The sequence below is a fragment of the Moritella marina ATCC 15381 genome (assembly GCF_008931805.1).
Lineage (GTDB): Bacteria > Pseudomonadota > Gammaproteobacteria > Enterobacterales > Moritellaceae > Moritella > Moritella marina.
In genome coordinates this window covers 1,252,036-1,269,697 of the sequence record NZ_CP044399.1, presented here as the reverse complement: position 1 = coordinate 1,269,697, position 17,662 = coordinate 1,252,036, and the positions used below count along the sequence as shown (strand labels likewise).

Here is a 17,662-nt window from a genome sequence, read left to right as displayed (position 1 = left end):
CATGTTAAATAGCAGATCGAGTGCTTAAAAATAACGCTCTTTAATATAGCCATAATATACGCTAATCAGCATCGTTTCCTTACTCATCCGTCCAGGTAGAAATCATCATTAATCAGTTGATTTTTCATTACCATAAACAAATTCCGTTAACCACCCGTAAGAAATGACACGCAGTTACGAATGAAAGACATTTATAGTGACGTACATCACAAAACATTCACTAAAAACTTTGAACAAGCTAAAAAAACGATAATAATACCCCCATATGAATACTCATTTAGTTAGGTTTTCTTGATCTTTACAGCTAAACGAAACTTGATTTAAGTTATTAGAGATACGACATATAACAAGGAAGATAACATGTTAAAAAAGCGTTTTTTTAAGACAAAAGCTGAAGCTGATGTCACCTTTGAATTCGCCTGTGATGCCAACCCAACATTAATGAGTGGCGATACGGTCGAGTTATTCGCCGACTTTAATCAATGGCAAGCATTACCAATGAAGTTCATCAAAAAAGACAAAGTCTTCCGCACCAAGGTTCGCTTACCGGAAAATAAACAATTTCACTTTCGTTACTTAATTAACAGTAATGAATGGCAAAACGATCATAACGCCGATTTATATTTACCTAATGATTACGGTACTGAAAATAGCGTTGTATCAACGTTACGTACCGTATAAATAGCTAATCAATACGTTTAATCCAGGATGGATCATGAGTAACATTTCGACTGCACCTACAATATTGAGTACTGTCACTACGGCCTCGAGCACTGTAAAAATAGAACCTAACGCAGAGGCACGCTTTAATAATGAAATAAACGCGCTTAATCAAGGTCGGTTTTATGACCCATTTGCTTTTTTAGGACCACATAAAATAACTAAAAATGAATACGAATTAAAAGTATTCATTCCCGGCGCTCAGCACGTTTATTATCAAGACAAAAACCAGCAGTTACGTTATCAACGTGTCGGTAACAGCGATCTGTTTATACTTAACCTATCTGCTAAACAATATAATGCTAATTATCAATTAACCATCGCCTACCCGTTTTCAACGGTGACAGAACAAGACCCGTATAAGTTCTCATCCACCCTAGATCAAAAAGCGGTTTACCTGTTTAACGAAGGCACATTAGAGCAAGCGCAACGTCATTTAGGCGCACATTGGACAATCACCGATAATGTGGAAGGCGTACGCTTTACTGTTTGGGCACCCAATGCACAATCTGTCTGTGTGATAGGTAATTTCAACCACTGGAATAGCACCCGTCACCCAATGCGTAAGCATCTAGGCGCTGGCATCTGGGAAATATTTATCGCTGATATCGCCGACTCAGATGAAGATAACAATTACAAATTTAGTATTATCACCGACACCGGTGAACGTTTAGAAAAAGCCGACCCTTTTGCTTCGTCAATGCAATTACGTCCGCAAACAGCATCATGCGTACCCACTAAAACGACGTCTGCGACCTGGCAGCAATCTCCAGCAAAAGCCTGGGTACAACGCGCTGAACGCAATGCTATAAACGCCCCCATTAGTATCTATGAAATCCATGCGGGTTCGTGGAAGCGTGACGAAAACAATCAATTTTTAAGCTACAAAGCATTATCAGAACAGCTTGTACCTTATGTTAAAGAACTCGGATTTACCCACATTCAGTTAATGCCAATCAGTGAGTTCCCGTTTGACGGTTCTTGGGGGTATCAACCTGTGGGTTTGTTTGCGCCAACCAGCCGCTTCGGTAGCTTAGCTGACTTCCAATTTTTTGTTGATGCCTGTCATGCCGCTAACCTTGGTTTATTAATCGATTGGGTGCCGGGACACTTCCCTGCTGATGATCATGGCTTGGCTCAGTTTGATGGTTCACACCTATTTGAACATGCGGATAAACGTCAAGGTTTCCATCCAGATTGGAACACCCACATCTTCAATTATGATCGTGCAGAAGTACAAAGCTTCTTAATTTCCAATGCCCTTGCTTGGTTTGATAACTTTGCCATTGATGGTCTTCGTGTGGATGCTGTTGCTTCTATGCTGTATCTCGATTACAGCCGTGAAGAAGGTGAATGGATCCCGAATGAACACGGTGGTCGTGAGAACCTCGGTGCCATTGAATTATTAAAACAAGTGAATCAGCGTTGTTATAAAAATCACCCTGGCATCATGATGGTTGCCGAAGAATCAACAGCTTGGCCTGGTGTGACTAACTTTGTCGACCACGGTGGCCTTGGTTTTGGTTACAAATGGAACATGGGTTGGATGAATGACAGCTTAGAATACATGAGCTGTGATCCACTCTACCGTCAGCATCACCACCATGAAATGACGTTCTCACTGGCTTATGCCTTTAGCGAAAACTTTATCTTACCGCTAAGCCACGACGAAGTGGTGCACGGTAAAGGCTCACTGCTTAACAAGATGCCTGGCGATGATTGGCAGAAATTTGCTAATTTACGCGCTTATTACGGTTTCATGTGGGCGCACCCAGGTAAGAAATTATTGTTTATGGGTTGTGAGTTTGGCCAACGTGAAGAATGGAATCACGACCAATCTTTAGACTGGCATTTACTTGATCAATCACCGCACCAGGGTGTGCAAGATCTCATAAAAGCATTAAATAACAATTACTGTCATCAAACTGCCTTGTTTGAGTTAGACACTGATCACCAGGGCTTTGATTGGATTGATGCAAGCAACGCTGAACAGTCAGTATTTAGTTTCTTACGTTACAGCAAAGCCAAAAAACAGCATGTTGCCGTAGTATCGAATATGACACCGGCGTGCCAATCACACTATCGCATCGGTGTGCCGAGTCTTGCTGAATATGAAGTGTTGGTTAATACCGATGATAGCCAATTTGGCGGTAGCGGTTTTGCAACGCAGACAAGCTACACAGCTGAGAATATTGAATGGCAAGGCTTTGAGCAAAGTATTTGTATCGCACTACCACCGCTATCAACTGTATACCTAGCGCCAAAAACGAATCGTGTGCTCTAGATAACTAACGAAATAATTAATTATAGTTAATTCGCCCAAATGTCATAATAAAGGACGTTATATGTCATTAAAGAAACAAAAATCTAAAGCAAACAAAGTTTGTAAGTTAGAGACAAAAAATGGGCCAGTGGTGAATGCCAGCACTTTGCCTGAAGATTTAAAACGTCATTTCCATTACACCCTAGGACGTGATGAAGTTGGTGATTCACCGCAATATTTATATCATGCGCTGGCATTAACAGTCCGTGATCGCCTGATGGAAAAATCACGCGCGACCAAAAAACTGCAGCAAGCACAACCTACTCGTCGTGCAGCTTACCTATCATTAGAATTTTTGATGGGCCGTGCATTAGGTAACGCAGTACTAAATCTTGATTTAGAAGACAGCGTACGCAAGGGGCTTAACCAATACAGCAGCGAATTAGAAACCATTGCTGATTCTGAGCACGATGCAGGCCTAGGTAACGGTGGTCTAGGTCGTCTAGCGGCTTGTTTTCTTGATAGTTGCGCAAGCTTAGCTTTACCTGTTACTGGTTATGGCATCCGTTATGAATACGGTATGTTTAACCAAAGCATTGAAAGTGGTCATCAAATAGAGCATCCAGACAACTGGTTACGTGATGGTCACCCTTGGGAAGTCGCAGCACCAGAACATAACCGTCGCGTTAAATTCTTTGGTCATGTAGAAACTTATCAAGACAAAGAAGGCCACACGCATCGCCAATGGGTTGCGACAGAAGACGTACTAGCTGTACCTTATGATGTGCCAGTTCCGGGTTATCAAAACGATATCGTTAATACGCTACGTTTATGGAAATCAGCAGCTACAGATGAATTTGACCTAGGTGAATTCAACGCTGGTAGTTATACCGAAGCCGTTGCCCGTAAAAACTTAGCTGAACAAATCACCATGGTATTGTATCCAAACGATGCCAGTGAAAACGGTAAAGAACTGCGTTTACGCCAGCAATATTTCCTGACTTCAGCTAGCTTACAAGACATTATTGCTGAATGGGTAAAAGTCCACGGCAATGACTTTACTGATTTTGCTCAGTACCACGTATTCCAACTTAACGATACGCACCCAAGTGTGGCCGTTGCTGAGTTAATGCGTCTATTACTGGATGAGCACGATTTAGATTGGGACGCTGCATGGCAGATCACCACATCTACGATGGCTTATACCAACCATACATTATTGCCTGAAGCATTAGAAAAATGGTCTGTGCGTTTATTCTCACACCTATTACCGCGTGTACTGGAAATCATTTTTGAAATCAACGCACGCTTCTTAACAGAAGTAGCTTGCCAATGGCCTGGTGATGTTGACAAGCAACGTGCATTGTCAATTATCGAAGAAGGCGATGACCCACAAGTACGCATGGCTTACCTTGCAATCGTGGGTAGCTTCTCGGTAAACGGCGTTGCAGCCTTGCATACCCAACTACTGAGCGAAGGCTTGTTTAACGACTTCTATCAGTTGACACCAAACAAATTTAACAACAAAACCAATGGTGTTACCCCACGCCGCTGGTTAGCGCATTGTAATCCTAAATTAAGCCAGTTGATTAGCGACAAGATCGGTAACAATTGGACCCGTGATTTAAGCGAAATCAGTAAGCTACGTCGTTACTACGACAACGAAAAATTCCATGCCCAATGGCAAGACGTTAAACAGCAGAACAAGCAACAACTTGCTGATTTAGTCAAAGTAGCCTGCGATGTTGAATTCGATACCAACATGATGTTTGACGTACAAGTTAAACGTATGCACGAATACAAACGTCAACTACTTAACATCTTGCATGTTATCCATCTTTATGACCGCATTCGTCGTGGTGATACCGAAGGTATGACGCCACGCTGTGTATTAATTGGTGGTAAAGCTGCACCAGGTTACTTCATTGCTAAATTAACGATCAAATTAATCAACAATGTCGCAGCAACCATCAACGCCGATCCGCTAGCACAACCTTGGTTACGTGTTGCCTTCTTACCAAACTACAACGTTACCGCGATGGAAACGATTTGTGCGGCAACCGACTTGTCAGAACAGATCTCGACGGCTGGTAAAGAAGCCTCTGGTACCGGCAACATGAAATTCATGATGAACGGCGCAGCCACTATCGGAACGTTAGATGGCGCTAACATTGAAATTCGTGATGCGGTTGGTGCAGATAACTTCTTCTTATTTGGTGCGCGCAGCGAGCAAATAGCCACTATTCGCGAGCACTACAACCCAACACAGATTATTGCCAACGATAATAACTTAAATAACGTAATGGCATTACTCAACAGTAATCATTTCAACTTATTTGAGCATGGTTTATTCCAACCGCTAATCGACTCGATTTTAAATGAACATGACCAATGGTTAGTGGCGCATGATTTCGCCGATTATTGTAAAGCACAACAGGCTGCTGCACTTGTTTATCAAGACAAAGAAGCTTGGACACGATTAAGTATTTTAAATACGGCAGCAAGTGGTTCGTTCTCAAGTGACCGCACCATTAATGAATACAACAACGACATCTGGGCCCTCACACCATTGAGTGTGTAACGCCCTAAACACAATCTATTAAGTGGTTCATATCATTGATGATTTGAGCCACTTTATATAAACCGAATTCCGACAAAAAGCTTATGGAGAAGTAATATGTCACAAGGTGCACATCGTTATATTAGTAACTTAACTAAAGATACTTACGCCCTTATCCTTGCAGGTGGTCGAGGCAGTCGTTTACATGAGTTAACAGATTGGCGCGCAAAACCAGCGGTATTTTTTGGTGGTAAATTCCGCATTATCGATTTCCCATTATCTAATTGCATTAACTCTGGGATCCGTCGTGTTGGTATTGCTACACAGTACAAATCGCACTCATTAATCCGTCACGTAAACCGTGGTTGGGGACATTTCAAGAAAGAACTGTCTGAGTCTGTCGAGATCTTACCAGCATCACAACGTTACGGTAACGACTGGTATTCGGGTACTGCTGATGCGGTATTCCAGAACATGGATATTATCCGCGCAGAAATGCCTAAATACGTGATGATTTTATCAGGTGACCACGTTTACCGTATGGACTACGGTGATTTGATTGCTAAACACGTAGAAAACGGCGCTGACATGACAGTATGCTGCATCGAAGTACCAACAGAAGAAGCCGCTGGTCAATTTGGTGTGATGACGGTTGATAGTGATAATCGTGTTAAAGCATTTAATGAAAAACCAGCACAACCAAACGAGATCCCGGGTAAACCAGGTCAATGTTTAGCGTCAATGGGCAACTATGTATTTAATACTGAGTTCCTATTCGAACAGTTAGAAAAAGATGCGACACGCGAAACATCAGACCGTGACTTTGGTAATGACATCATTCCATCAATCATTGAAGGTAGTGACGTATTTGCATTCCCATTCAGCGACCCTGATAGCGACAAACAACCGTACTGGCGCGATGTAGGTACACTGGATTCATTCTGGGAAGCGAACATGGAACTGGTTACACCAGAACCACAGCTTGACCTTTATGATTCAAGCTGGCCGATTTGGACGTACCAAGAGCAACTACCACCAGCAAAATTCGTATTTGATGACGATGAACGTCGCGGTATGGCTGTTGACTCAACGGTATCTGGTGGTTGTATTATTTCTGGTTCAACAATCCGTAAATCACTGCTGTTCTCTAATGTGCACGTTCATTCGTACTCAACGATTGAAGAATCGGTTATTTTACCGGGTGCCGATATTGGTGAAAGCTGTCAATTACGCCGCACTATCGTTGACAGTAAATGCGTATTACCTGCTGGTTTAATCGTTGGTCATGATAAAGAGCAAGATATTGCTAATGGCTTCCGAGTATCACCAAAAGGCATCACACTAGTCACTGCTGATATGCTGAAATTAATGGCTGCGAAACAAGCTAAAACCGCATTAGAGAAAAACGCTGAGCAAGCGATAGAAAAAGATGTAGCACTGGTTTAAAAAATCACGATGCCCAGTACTTTATAAACAGTACTTAATAAGCAATAAGTCACTTAACTAAGTGACTTATTGCTATTTTTGTTTTATAACTTTAGCTTTACAAGTACGTCTAATTTTACAGTACACCTAACTCTACAAGTTCATCTAATAACACAAGTTTACTATTCTGCTTTAAGGACAATTTATTCATGCATGTTTTAATGATAGCAGCCGAAAATGATGCGGTACCAGGTGCTAAAGTGGGTGGCGTTGCTGACGTCGTTCGCGATTTACCCCAAGCCTTACCAGCCCATGATGTAAGTGTTGACGTTGTGATCCCTGATTATGGCCATTACGCTGCCAAGTTTGAATCTCGTCAACTTGCAAGTGTTGAAGTTGAATTTGCTGGCAAAACAGAAACTGTAACCTTGTTCGAGCTGTTCCTCCCTGCAACAGCGAATAAAGTGCGTCAATTTGTTGTCCAACACCCGCTATTTGGTCAAGGCGGCAATGTTTACAGCCATGACGAAGGTAATCGCCCTTTTGCGACTGACGCAACTAAATATGCACTATTTAACCTTGCTGTATGCCAACTGCTTATCGAATCGAAGTTAACACGACCTGATGTCTTACATTTACACGACTGGCACAGCGCAACGGTAGCAGTATTAAACCAATATGCACCACAGTATAAACAGCTTGCAAACATTCATACTGTTTACACTGTACATAACATTGCTTTGCAAGGCATCCGCCCATTTGCAGACGATGAATCAAGCTTACGCCATTGGTTCCCGACGCTTAATTTTGATCAAAGCCATATTTGCGATCCGCGTTATACCCATTGTTATAACCCGATGCGCGCTGGTATCAACCTGTCGAATAAAGTCCATGTGGTATCGCCTACTTACGCTGAAGAAGTATTACACGCTAGCGATGCGGCGAATGGTTTCTTTGGTGGTGAAGGCCTAGAGCAAGATTTAGCAGCAGCCAAACAGCAAGGTCGCTTAGTCGGCATTTTAAATGGTTGTGAGTACACGGACACGGTAAGTAAAAAACGCGCTAAAAAGCCCGCGTTAAGTACTTTTATCGCACCAGCACAGCAACAAGTGAAACGTTGGTTAGCACAATCTGCCCAGCTTAAGACGGTTCATTACCTTGCCAACGAACAAATTAATAACTGGAATAGCCAAGCACCGTTTACTGACTTCTTGGTAACAAGCATTGGTCGTTTAACCGATCAAAAAGCCCTGTTATTACGTCAACCTTATCAAGGTAAAACCGTATTATCGGTATTGCTTGATGATCTTGCTCGCGTCAATGGTCGACTAATTATTCTGGGTTCGGGTGATACCCAGATTGAATTTGAATTCATGCAGCTAATGGCAAACCATGACAACTTCTTATTCTTGAATGGTTATGGCCAAGCACTGTCAGATAAAATGTATCAACATGGCGACCTGTTCTTGATGCCAAGCTCGTTTGAACCTTGTGGTATTAGCCAGATGTTAGCGATGCGTGACGGTCAACCTTGCCTAGTGCACGCGGTTGGTGGTTTGAAAGACACGGTTCAGCATTTAGAAAATGGCTTTAGCTTTAATGGTTCATCACTGCAAGAACAAAGTGATAACTTAATCGCAGCCTTTAATGATGCAATCAAACTACACGCAAGTAAGCCGAAGACATGGGCTAAGATCGCAGACAACGCCAAGTCAGCACGTTTCAGCTGGCAAGAAAGCACGAAACAGTATCTAGAACTGCTTTATACGCACTAATAGATTGAGTGCTTAAACACTTCTCTGCATAAAGACCAAAACGAAAAAAGGCGCCATTTATATTAAATGGCGCCTTTTTTCGTTTAGTCTAATTTTAGCTTTCGTTAACTATCTTCTCACTAACTCTCTTTCACTAACTCTCTTTTAGCTTAACCGTTCTAATTAAAGAATAAGCCCGCCAAATACAAAACCAAGTGCAACAGACGTTGAAATAGTCGCGACACCAGGAATGAAGAATGGGTGGTTAAAGACTAAGTTACCAATACGTGTTGAGCCGGTATCATCCATCTCTACCGCGGCAAGCAATGTCGGGTAAGTTGGTAATACAAACAGCGCACTTACAGCAGCAAAAGAAGCCACCGCCGTAATAGGTGCAACGCCAATCGCAAGTGCTGCAGGCATCAATGCGGTTGTTGTTGCACCTTGAGAGTAAAGTAACATTGAAGCAAAGAATAACACCACAGCTAACATCCACGGATATTGTTCAAGGATACTCGCAGAGAACTCTTTGATCTCACCGATATGAGCCGACACAAACGTATCACCCAACCAAGCAACACCCAGCACACAAACACAAGCACTCATACCTGATTTGAATGTCGCCGCGTTAGCAATTTGTGATGCATCAATCTTAGTAAAAGTCACAATGCACGCAGCAGCAGTCAGCATTAACGCCATAATCGCTTCGTTACGTCCAATTGTTGGATTTTCAATAAGACCCACACTACCACTGATCATCGTTGCATAAGCGACAACAGCCACAATAGCGGCGCAGAAAATATAAACAGATGTTTTAGCGGTCGGTAAAATTTCACGTTTACCTTCACCATTCATTTTAATCAGGCCCTTGGCAAGGCGGTCTTGATACACAGGATCGTCTTTTAGTTCACAGCCTAAGTAGTTTGCAACAAATGCACCGACCATACACGCTAAGAATGTTGACGGTATACAAACCGCTAATAGTGTTAAGTAATCAACACCCAGTGGCTCAAGAATACCTGAGAAGAATACCACTGCCGCTGATATTGGCGACGCAGTAATCGCAATTTGAGACGCCACAACAGCAATAGACAAGGGACGCGATGGACGAATACCTTGCTCTTTTGCTACTTCAGCAATTACCGGCAGTGTCGAGAATGCCGTGTGACCCGTACCCGCTAGCACTGTCATGAAATAAGTCACGATTGGTGCGTAGAAGGTAATGCGTTTTGGGTTTTTACGTAGAAATTTTTCAGCTAAATCAACTAGCCAATCCATACCACCAGCCACCTGCATTGCTGCAATTGCGGTGATCACTGACATGATAATTAAAATAACATCGATAGGGATAGAACCCGCATCGAGACCTAAGATCATGGTTAAGACAAGTACGCCCGCACCACCAGCAAACCCGATACCAATACCACCAATACGTGCACCTAAGTAGATAAACAGCAGTACGACAAAAAGTTGTACAACAATCATAGAAAACTCCGATTAAAATTAAAAATATGCGATAGGTAAATCTGTATTTTTCGAAAACAGATCCCAGCTCTATTAACCGTTTCCCCCGTGTTTTGACACGTAAGGTTTCCCGTTCAATCGCTTGCGCATTTGCGCTCGTTTATATCACAAGCCTCTGATTGAACGGTACTCCTAACAGGGTTAACATTGCTCACGATCAATATATTTCAACTTGATCCAGTCCAACGCTTATTAAATAGCTTTCGTGTAACGCTGCCCTGTGTATTTAGGCTTCATTAGGTTTTCGATAGAGAAGATTTCATCTAATTCAGTTTCAGACAGTAATCCACGTTCTAATACAACTTCACGTACATTTTTGCCTGTTTGAGCACAGATTTTACCAATCACATCACCTTCATGATGACCAATAAACGGATTTAGATACGTGATAATTCCAATTGAATTTAACACGAAGTCTTCGCATACCTTGCGATTAGCTGTAATACCTTTAACGCATTTGTCTTGTAGTGTGAAACACGCATTTTCTAATAAAGATAATGATTCAAATAGGCATTGACCAATCACAGGTTCCATTACGTTTAATTGTAATTGACCCGCTTCAGCCGCCATGGTGATGGTGATGTCGTTACCACACACTTTAAATGCAACCTGGTTAACCACCTCAGGAATAACAGGGTTTACTTTTGCTGGCATAATTGATGAACCGGCCTGCATTTCAGGTAGGTTAATTTCGTTTAAACCAGTACGCGGGCCTGAAGAAAGTAGACGTAAGTCGTTACAGATTTTAGATAGTTTCACTGCTAAACGTTTTAAGCCGCTCGACAACATAACATACGCACCACAGTCAGACGTTGCTTCGACTAAGTCTTCTGCAGGTACAAATGCATGACCAGTAATTTCAGCTAACTTTTCAATCGCCAGTGCTGAATAACCGATTGGCGAGTTTAAGCCAGTACCGATTGCTGTCGCGCCAAGATTGATTTCAAGCAGTAATTCTTGGCAACGGTTAATACTTCTGATTTCTTCTTTTAGCGTAATACCAAAAGCGTGGAACTCTTGACCCAATGTCATCGGTACAGCGTCTTGTAACTGCGTTCGTCCCATTTTCAATACGTCGTTAAACTCTTCGGCTTTATCTAAAAAGGTTTCGCTTAATGATGTTAGCGCCACTAATACCGCAGTACTGCGTTCAAACAAGGCAACACGGAAGCCAGTAGGATAAGCATCATTGGTACTTTGACTTTTATTCACGTGGTCATTTGGGTTGATGTGATTATAAGCACCTTTGGCATGCCCCATCTGCTCTAACGCGATGTTGGCAATAACTTCATTGGTATTCATATTTACCGATGTACCTGCGCCACCTTGGAATGCATCAACGGGAAATTGATTATAAAATTCGTCGCTTGCTAGCAATGTATTACACGCGTTAACAATCGCGTCACTGATTTCTTCTGGAATAGTACCCAGAATGCCGTTGGCTAATGCAGCTGCTTTTTTGGTTTTTACCATGCCGCGTACAAACTCAGGACAATCGCCAATCTTCTCCTTGCTGATTTTAAAGTTTTCCATTGCGCGTAATGTGTGAATACCGTAGTAAGCCTGTGCAGGTATTTGTTTTACCCCGAGTAAATCAGTTTCTAGGCGAGTTTCTAGATGTGTTTCCAAGGTAAGATCGGTTGTTAATACTGTCATGATTACACTCTGCTAATTGATTTTTGTTTAAAGGATATATAAAGAATATGAGTGGATAATACGTTCTATTTTTTTTAATAAAGCGTGTTTCGATCACCTTTTAAAAACAAAAAATTACGAAAGTGAATAATGTTTTTTTCGACCTCTGAATCAGCATGTTTTATCTATTTTCATAATAGATTCCGCCACAAACACCCCTTTATGGCTAGTAAATCAATATATCCTTAAATAATCAATAAATGATGAGTTTTGAATTAATACGTTTATTTTATGAACTTTAGGTTGTTCTAGGGGTGGATTGGTAGGGAAAACAGGATTAAGTAGCGAATGGATAGCATTATTGCTCATGCAGTGACTGGTCCAAATTACGCTGCCACCAGCTTTAACTCTGTTTGGAAAAATTCGGCTTAGTGTGTGCTAAGCCGAAATTGGACAAAAATGGCTTAGAGTTTGAGCTTCAATAAGGACGTTTCGCATTACTGAAAGTATGGCAGACTTGAAGTCAACACTGCACAGCAGAGTATTTTCTCAAACATTCATACTTTCCAATAGCACCACGGTAGTCGCTGTACTATAGATAGTTAGTTTTTGACTGATAAACATTGGCTAGTTTATCTAAGAATACATGCAGTTTTTTGTTCATCTCGTCATAATCATGGCTGAGTAATACTTCTGGCTCCTCCACAAAATGGTAGTTTGATGCATTACTAAGGTCGTCATTGTCAATTAAAAGAGCTACAACGTCTTTTGTCAGCTCCATATGGCATTGAAAACCAAAAACAAGCGCACTATAAGCGACTATTTGTCTTGGGCAGCCTTCGCTGTAAGCTATGACTTCTGAATCAGGAGTGAGGCCAGGCATATCGTTGTGCCAATGACCAACTTCGAGTACTTCACCAAAATGAGAAAATAAAAAATGGCTTGATCCTGCTTTGGTTAAAGATATAGGGAATTTACCAATTTCTCGTTCTGGGCTACGCTCATATTGCGCGCCCAGCGCTTCTCCAATAAGTTGAGAACCCAAGCAAATCCCAATCACCACTTTCCCTGCGTCAATTGCTTGTGTAATAATATTCTGCTCTCCTTTTGAATCAAAATGAGGGCATTCATCAATGGTTATTTCTGGATCTTGTGGGCCACCCATAACAATTAGAAAATCAATATCATTTACGCTCTGTAGCAGGCGATCGCCGTTATAAACATGAGAATAAGTTATTTTGTGTTTGTTCATCTTAGCCCAAGTTTCGTAAGCACCTGGTGCCTCAAAATGTTCATGAATGATAAAGTGAATATGCATCGGTTTGCTCTCCTAAATGGTTATCGGGACACAATTCTACAACAAACTAAAGTGACTTGATTTATACTATCAGACATAAAACATAGATAAGCCGCCAAATATGCAAGCAAACGAACTGATTCAGCAATACATTAATAGACCGCTAATTACTAAAAAAATACATATGCAGTCCAATTACCTAGATGACTATCATTCACACCCATGGCATCAAATAGTGTTCCCTTTAACAGGTTTGTTGCAGTCACACATTGAGAGTAGGTGTGTGATGATTCCACACAATGCGATGTTATACATACCCGCGAACACAACTCATAAATCTGTAGCGGTAACAGACACACAATTCTTGGCTATTTATCTCAATCCAAACTTTTCTATCACGTATAGAAATGAACAAAAGTCATGTTTAGTCACCCCATTGATTAAAGAGTTGATACTGCTCTTATTCGACAATTGCTCAGTTCAGCAAACTGAAACTACGATCATTCATCTACTGACGGTATTGAGAGACCAAATAGAAATAGCTAGTACTTACGAGATCCCACTGTTGATACCGAGTGATAGAAGGCTCATGTCCATATTTACTCAATTAAAAAATCAGCCAGACTTACAATTCACATTAAAAGAGTGGACGACTAAGGTCGGTGCATCAGAAAGAACATTATCTAGACTTTGTGCGAAAGAGTTTAATCAATCGTTCTCCTTGTGGCGACAAAATATAAGAATGGTTTTGTCTTTGCAATTACTAGATACCAAAATGTCAATTCAAGAGATTGCAATGGAACTAGGGTACACATCATCCTCTGCTTATATACATGCATTTAAAGGCTTTTTTGCGCAGACACCTAGTAGGTACCGCACAAATAGTTTAGGTCATGTACTCTCGAGTTAGAAGGATGTAACAGGACAAAATCTATTCTATTTGAACATGACAAATTGAGCCTAAATAGCTTTTATCTACTCTGTAGGTAAAATTCGCATTAGAAATATTCGAAAAACGGCAACTTGCTTTAATGGGATAAAAATAAATGCTAACTCGCTTCGGGGCAAATTCAACTTAGCCTTTAATCTAGCTTTACTTCACCGCTACTATGGTTTGAAAGCCGCCACTATTACTTGATTCTTCAATGCTAAAACCAATCACTGCAAGTTGCTCCTCTACCCACTCAGCCGAGAGTCGGATCTTACGATAACAACTTTTATTAAGTACCCATGAATCCTGTTTTTTGATGTAAACAATGTCATGTATCTTAACGGTTTCAGGCTCGTATTCTAAGAAGCAGGTAAAGATGATGTTCTCATCACTTCTCACCGGAATAAACCGATCGGTATCTTTAAGTTCAGCAGATAAGTCACGAAAAGTAAGAACTAACTTACCCCCCGCTTCAAGCGAACTGAATGAATCCTGGGATATAGTTAAAGCATCCTGCTTCGATTTTAGATACGTGATGGTATCTGTCATACAGATAATCAATTCACACGGACTGCTGAGATGATCCTTAAAATTTAAAATATCATCATTGATAGTCGTAATAGACTTATTTATTGCAATAGATGGCATAGTTACAAGAGACTGACTCGTCGCATTAGTCCTTAATTCACCCAATAATTTTTGACTAAGGTCTATCGCAGTGACATTAAAACCGAGTTCAGCCAAAGGGATTGATTGAAAGCCAGAACCTGCACCTAAATCCAGCGCAATACCCGAGGATGAGGATGCAATGTGTCTATTTTTAAAGAAGGCTAAATTACTACTTTTTGCTTCATCAAATCCACCCATTAACCACGTATACACATCAGATAATAAGCTTTCATAATGCTCTTCAACACTCACCACTGGTACTGCTCCTGCAGGTAATAACAAACACTCCTAAATAGGTAACAAACATTACAGTACATTCCTTGCAATTAGTAGGGCGACTTAAGCTAAAATATTCATGATAATGTCATCATTAATGCGTTACTATCCATTCAGGCATAGATAAAAACTGAAACATTATGATGAAAAAGAATAAGCCAGTTAAAATAACACTGGCGCATATAAATGATACGCACTCTTACTTTGAACCTCAGTCACTGCAATTGCAGCTAAATATTAACGGTGAAATGATATCGCCTTATGTCAGTAACGGCGGATTTTCTCGTATCGCCACGCGCGCTAAACAGCTTAAAGCGATCGCACTGCAGAACAACCGTGACTTTATATTTGTCCACGCTGGCGATTGCTTTCAAGGTACGCTGTATTTCTCGCTGTTCAAAGGGAAAGCCAATTCCGATATGCTCAACGCATTAGGCATTGATGTCATGACCATTGGTAATCATGAACTCGATATGGGTAATGAACCAGTGGCTGAATTTTTAGATCGTATTGAGTTTCCACTACTCGCAGGTAACTGGGATCTGACTAACGAATTAACAACCAAGTCGCATTATTTAAAGGGTCGCCCTAACTTACTCTCTTATCAACCAGAGCAGCAGACTGCACGCTGGATGACGCGCGTTGTCGATGGTGAGTCCGTGGCAATATTCGGAGTATCACTAGATAAAATGGCCGATATAGCCAATGTCGATCCAGACACGCCATTTGTTAATGCCATTGAAACGGCTACAAATACTGTGCGCGCTATCCGAGAGTCAGGGATTAATAAGATCATATTATTAAGTCACCTTGGTTTTACTGGGGATTGTGAGCTTGCCGATAAAGTGGAGGGCATCAGCTTGATTGTCGGCGGTCATAGCCACAACCTGTTAGGGGATTTCAGCGACTTAGGACTTAAAAAAGAAGCTGAATACGGACATCAAGTTAATGGTACTTATATCGTGCAAGCAGGATTCCACTCACAGGCGCTTGGTCACTGCGAAATTGATTTCGCCGCCGATGGTTCGGTTAGTACTTTCAAAGGCAAGAATGAACTGCTGATTGGGCGCCGACTCTGTACAAATGCAAGCTTGTTAACAACCAATGACGATGCAATTCATGCACAGGCTAGCCTGTACCTCACGCAACATGAAAACGTGGTGATATGTAAAAAAGATCCGCAACTACAAAGTTTGCTACAAGATAAGTACATCCCGCGAGTGCGCAAGCTGCAAAGCACAGTGATCGCTAACTTAACAAAAGATATGCGTCATATCCGTATTCCCGATCAGCAAGGTGGCAGTGAGATAGCGCCGTTAGTGGCTGAATCGTTTGCCCATATGATGAATAAAGACGGTCATCAAATAGATTTTGCCATTCATAATGCCGGTGGTGTAAGAACCTCGCTATTCCAAGGTAATGTTTCAATTTGTGATATCGCTGGCAAGCTACTGCCCTTTGCCGTACCCATCGGTGCTTATCACATCAAAGGCAAATATATAGCGCAGGCACTCGAAGGCGCGATCAACAACGCAACCAATAATGGCGTAATTGGCACAGGTTCGGGCAGCTACCCTTATACATATAACTTGGATTTTGACTATCACGCTGAACGCCCGCTTGGTCAACGTATTGCTGGACTCATGATTCATACAGCGCAAGACGGCTGGGTCGATATTGATGATGACAAGTATTATTACGGCAGCTCTTCCGCTTATACCATGAAAGGTAAGGAAGGTTATGAAGCACTGACGATGATGGAAGGTGACGGGATTGTTAGTCACCATTCAATGGCAGATTGCTTCATTGATTTTCTTCAAGATGTGTCGAACAGGCTATAAGTTAAAGGGCGTGTAATTATACCGAAAAATAAGGGGCTAAACGACTTATCCCCTTTCATTTAAGAAATCCAATTAAGGTGTTAATGCATATTCGCAGGCTGATTTTTATAATTCATTCTAACAGCCACTATAAAACTTATTTATCGTCAGATTACCAAGACCAATACTCGCAGAGTTTATCCCACGAGTTAGTTGAACAAAGCAACCCATGGCTTTAAGTTCCGGTACCGTTAATTCTTTATCTGATAAATACACATATGAACTAGCACCACTGAAAAGTCTATAATCAGTGATCATAAAGCCATCAATATGCATTGCTGTTGTGATGTGCTCAGGTTTAAGACTCATATAACCGTCAAGTACATACAAGTCTGTATTAGGAATATTTGTTTCAACTTTAACAGATTCAACGCCAGCAATGGTTGCTTTACTCATCACCATTGAATTGGTCTCTGTCGCCGCGCCAACAAAACCATCAAGTGAGGCAATACGGGCATCCCTTTGTATATTTATAAATCGAGGAACTGCTGTTGCCGCAAGGATCCCTAATATCACTATAACTAACACTAGTTCGATCAGTGTAAAACCCTTGTTCTTCATTATTCTTAACTCCAAAAACCTTAAGTGTGCAATTAACTGTTTTAACCTATAGCCATGACGCTGCATGTTACAACATCATTTAAATAGCGTATATGAATATATACGCAGAATAATATTCCACACAGTGGTTTTTATAGCTATATTAAATAAATCGTAGGTAACCGACA

Annotated in this window: 12 protein-coding genes; 7 read left to right on the top strand and 5 right to left on the bottom strand. The window is 41.3% G+C overall.

Annotated features, from left to right (window positions below):
• The first annotated feature begins 360 nt into the window (after nucleotides 1-360).
• From FR932_RS05735 to FR932_RS05715, 5 genes are all read left to right on the top strand, one after another.
• Nucleotides 361-681 (top strand): isoamylase early set domain-containing protein, encoded by a 321-nt coding sequence (locus FR932_RS05735; protein ID WP_019439800.1) that lies wholly within the window; start codon nucleotides 361-363, stop codon nucleotides 679-681.
• Between the two features lie 34 nt (nucleotides 682-715).
• A complete protein-coding gene (glgB, locus tag FR932_RS05730) occupies nucleotides 716-3,004 on the top strand; it encodes a 1,4-alpha-glucan branching protein GlgB (RefSeq protein WP_019439801.1) in 2,289 nt (762 codons plus the stop codon).
• A 61-nt stretch (nucleotides 3,005-3,065) separates the two neighbouring features.
• Entirely contained in the window at nucleotides 3,066-5,564 is a 2,499-nt protein-coding gene (locus tag FR932_RS05725; RefSeq protein WP_019439802.1) for a glycogen/starch/alpha-glucan phosphorylase, read from the top strand.
• 96 nt (nucleotides 5,565-5,660) lie between these two features.
• Nucleotides 5,661-6,989, top strand: coding sequence for a glucose-1-phosphate adenylyltransferase (glgC, locus tag FR932_RS05720; RefSeq protein ID WP_019439803.1), 1,329 nt, complete (start codon nucleotides 5,661-5,663; stop codon nucleotides 6,987-6,989).
• 188 nt (nucleotides 6,990-7,177) lie between these two features.
• Nucleotides 7,178-8,743, top strand: a complete 1,566-nt coding sequence (locus FR932_RS05715; RefSeq protein WP_019439804.1) for a glycogen synthase — start codon at nucleotides 7,178-7,180, stop codon at nucleotides 8,741-8,743.
• Between the two features lie 162 nt (nucleotides 8,744-8,905).
• On the opposite strand, the gene FR932_RS05710 is transcribed toward FR932_RS05715, so the two are convergent.
• The 3 genes from FR932_RS05710 to FR932_RS05700 form a co-directional block, all read right to left on the bottom strand.
• Complete coding sequence (locus FR932_RS05710) at nucleotides 8,906-10,207, bottom strand: anaerobic C4-dicarboxylate transporter (protein WP_019439805.1); 1,302 nt, start codon at nucleotides 10,205-10,207, stop codon at nucleotides 8,906-8,908.
• A 231-nt stretch (nucleotides 10,208-10,438) separates the two neighbouring features.
• Complete coding sequence (gene aspA, locus FR932_RS05705; RefSeq protein WP_019439806.1) at nucleotides 10,439-11,902, bottom strand: aspartate ammonia-lyase; 1,464 nt, start codon at nucleotides 11,900-11,902, stop codon at nucleotides 10,439-10,441.
• Between the two features lie 571 nt (nucleotides 11,903-12,473).
• Complete coding sequence (locus FR932_RS05700) at nucleotides 12,474-13,199, bottom strand: glutamine amidotransferase-related protein (protein ID WP_019439807.1); 726 nt, start codon at nucleotides 13,197-13,199, stop codon at nucleotides 12,474-12,476.
• Between the two features lie 100 nt (nucleotides 13,200-13,299).
• Between FR932_RS05700 and FR932_RS21835 the strand changes: the two genes are divergently transcribed.
• Nucleotides 13,300-14,088, top strand: a complete 789-nt coding sequence (locus FR932_RS21835) for an AraC family transcriptional regulator (RefSeq protein WP_019439808.1) — start codon at nucleotides 13,300-13,302, stop codon at nucleotides 14,086-14,088.
• Nucleotides 14,089-14,271: 183 nt separating this feature from the next.
• Here the strand turns inward: FR932_RS21835 and FR932_RS05690 are convergent, their stop codons facing one another.
• Nucleotides 14,272-15,060 (bottom strand): class I SAM-dependent methyltransferase, encoded by a 789-nt coding sequence (locus FR932_RS05690; RefSeq protein ID WP_019439809.1) that lies wholly within the window; start codon nucleotides 15,058-15,060, stop codon nucleotides 14,272-14,274.
• A gap of 134 nt (nucleotides 15,061-15,194) precedes the next feature.
• Between FR932_RS05690 and FR932_RS05685 the strand changes: the two genes are divergently transcribed.
• Nucleotides 15,195-16,895 (top strand): bifunctional metallophosphatase/5'-nucleotidase, encoded by a 1,701-nt coding sequence (locus tag FR932_RS05685; RefSeq protein WP_019439810.1) that lies wholly within the window; start codon nucleotides 15,195-15,197, stop codon nucleotides 16,893-16,895.
• Nucleotides 16,896-17,012: 117 nt separating this feature from the next.
• On the opposite strand, the gene FR932_RS05680 is transcribed toward FR932_RS05685, so the two are convergent.
• On the bottom strand, nucleotides 17,013-17,495 hold the full coding sequence (locus tag FR932_RS05680; RefSeq protein ID WP_019439811.1) for a type II secretion system protein: 483 nt from the start codon (nucleotides 17,493-17,495) through the stop codon (nucleotides 17,013-17,015).
• Nucleotides 17,496-17,662 lie beyond the last annotated feature (167 nt).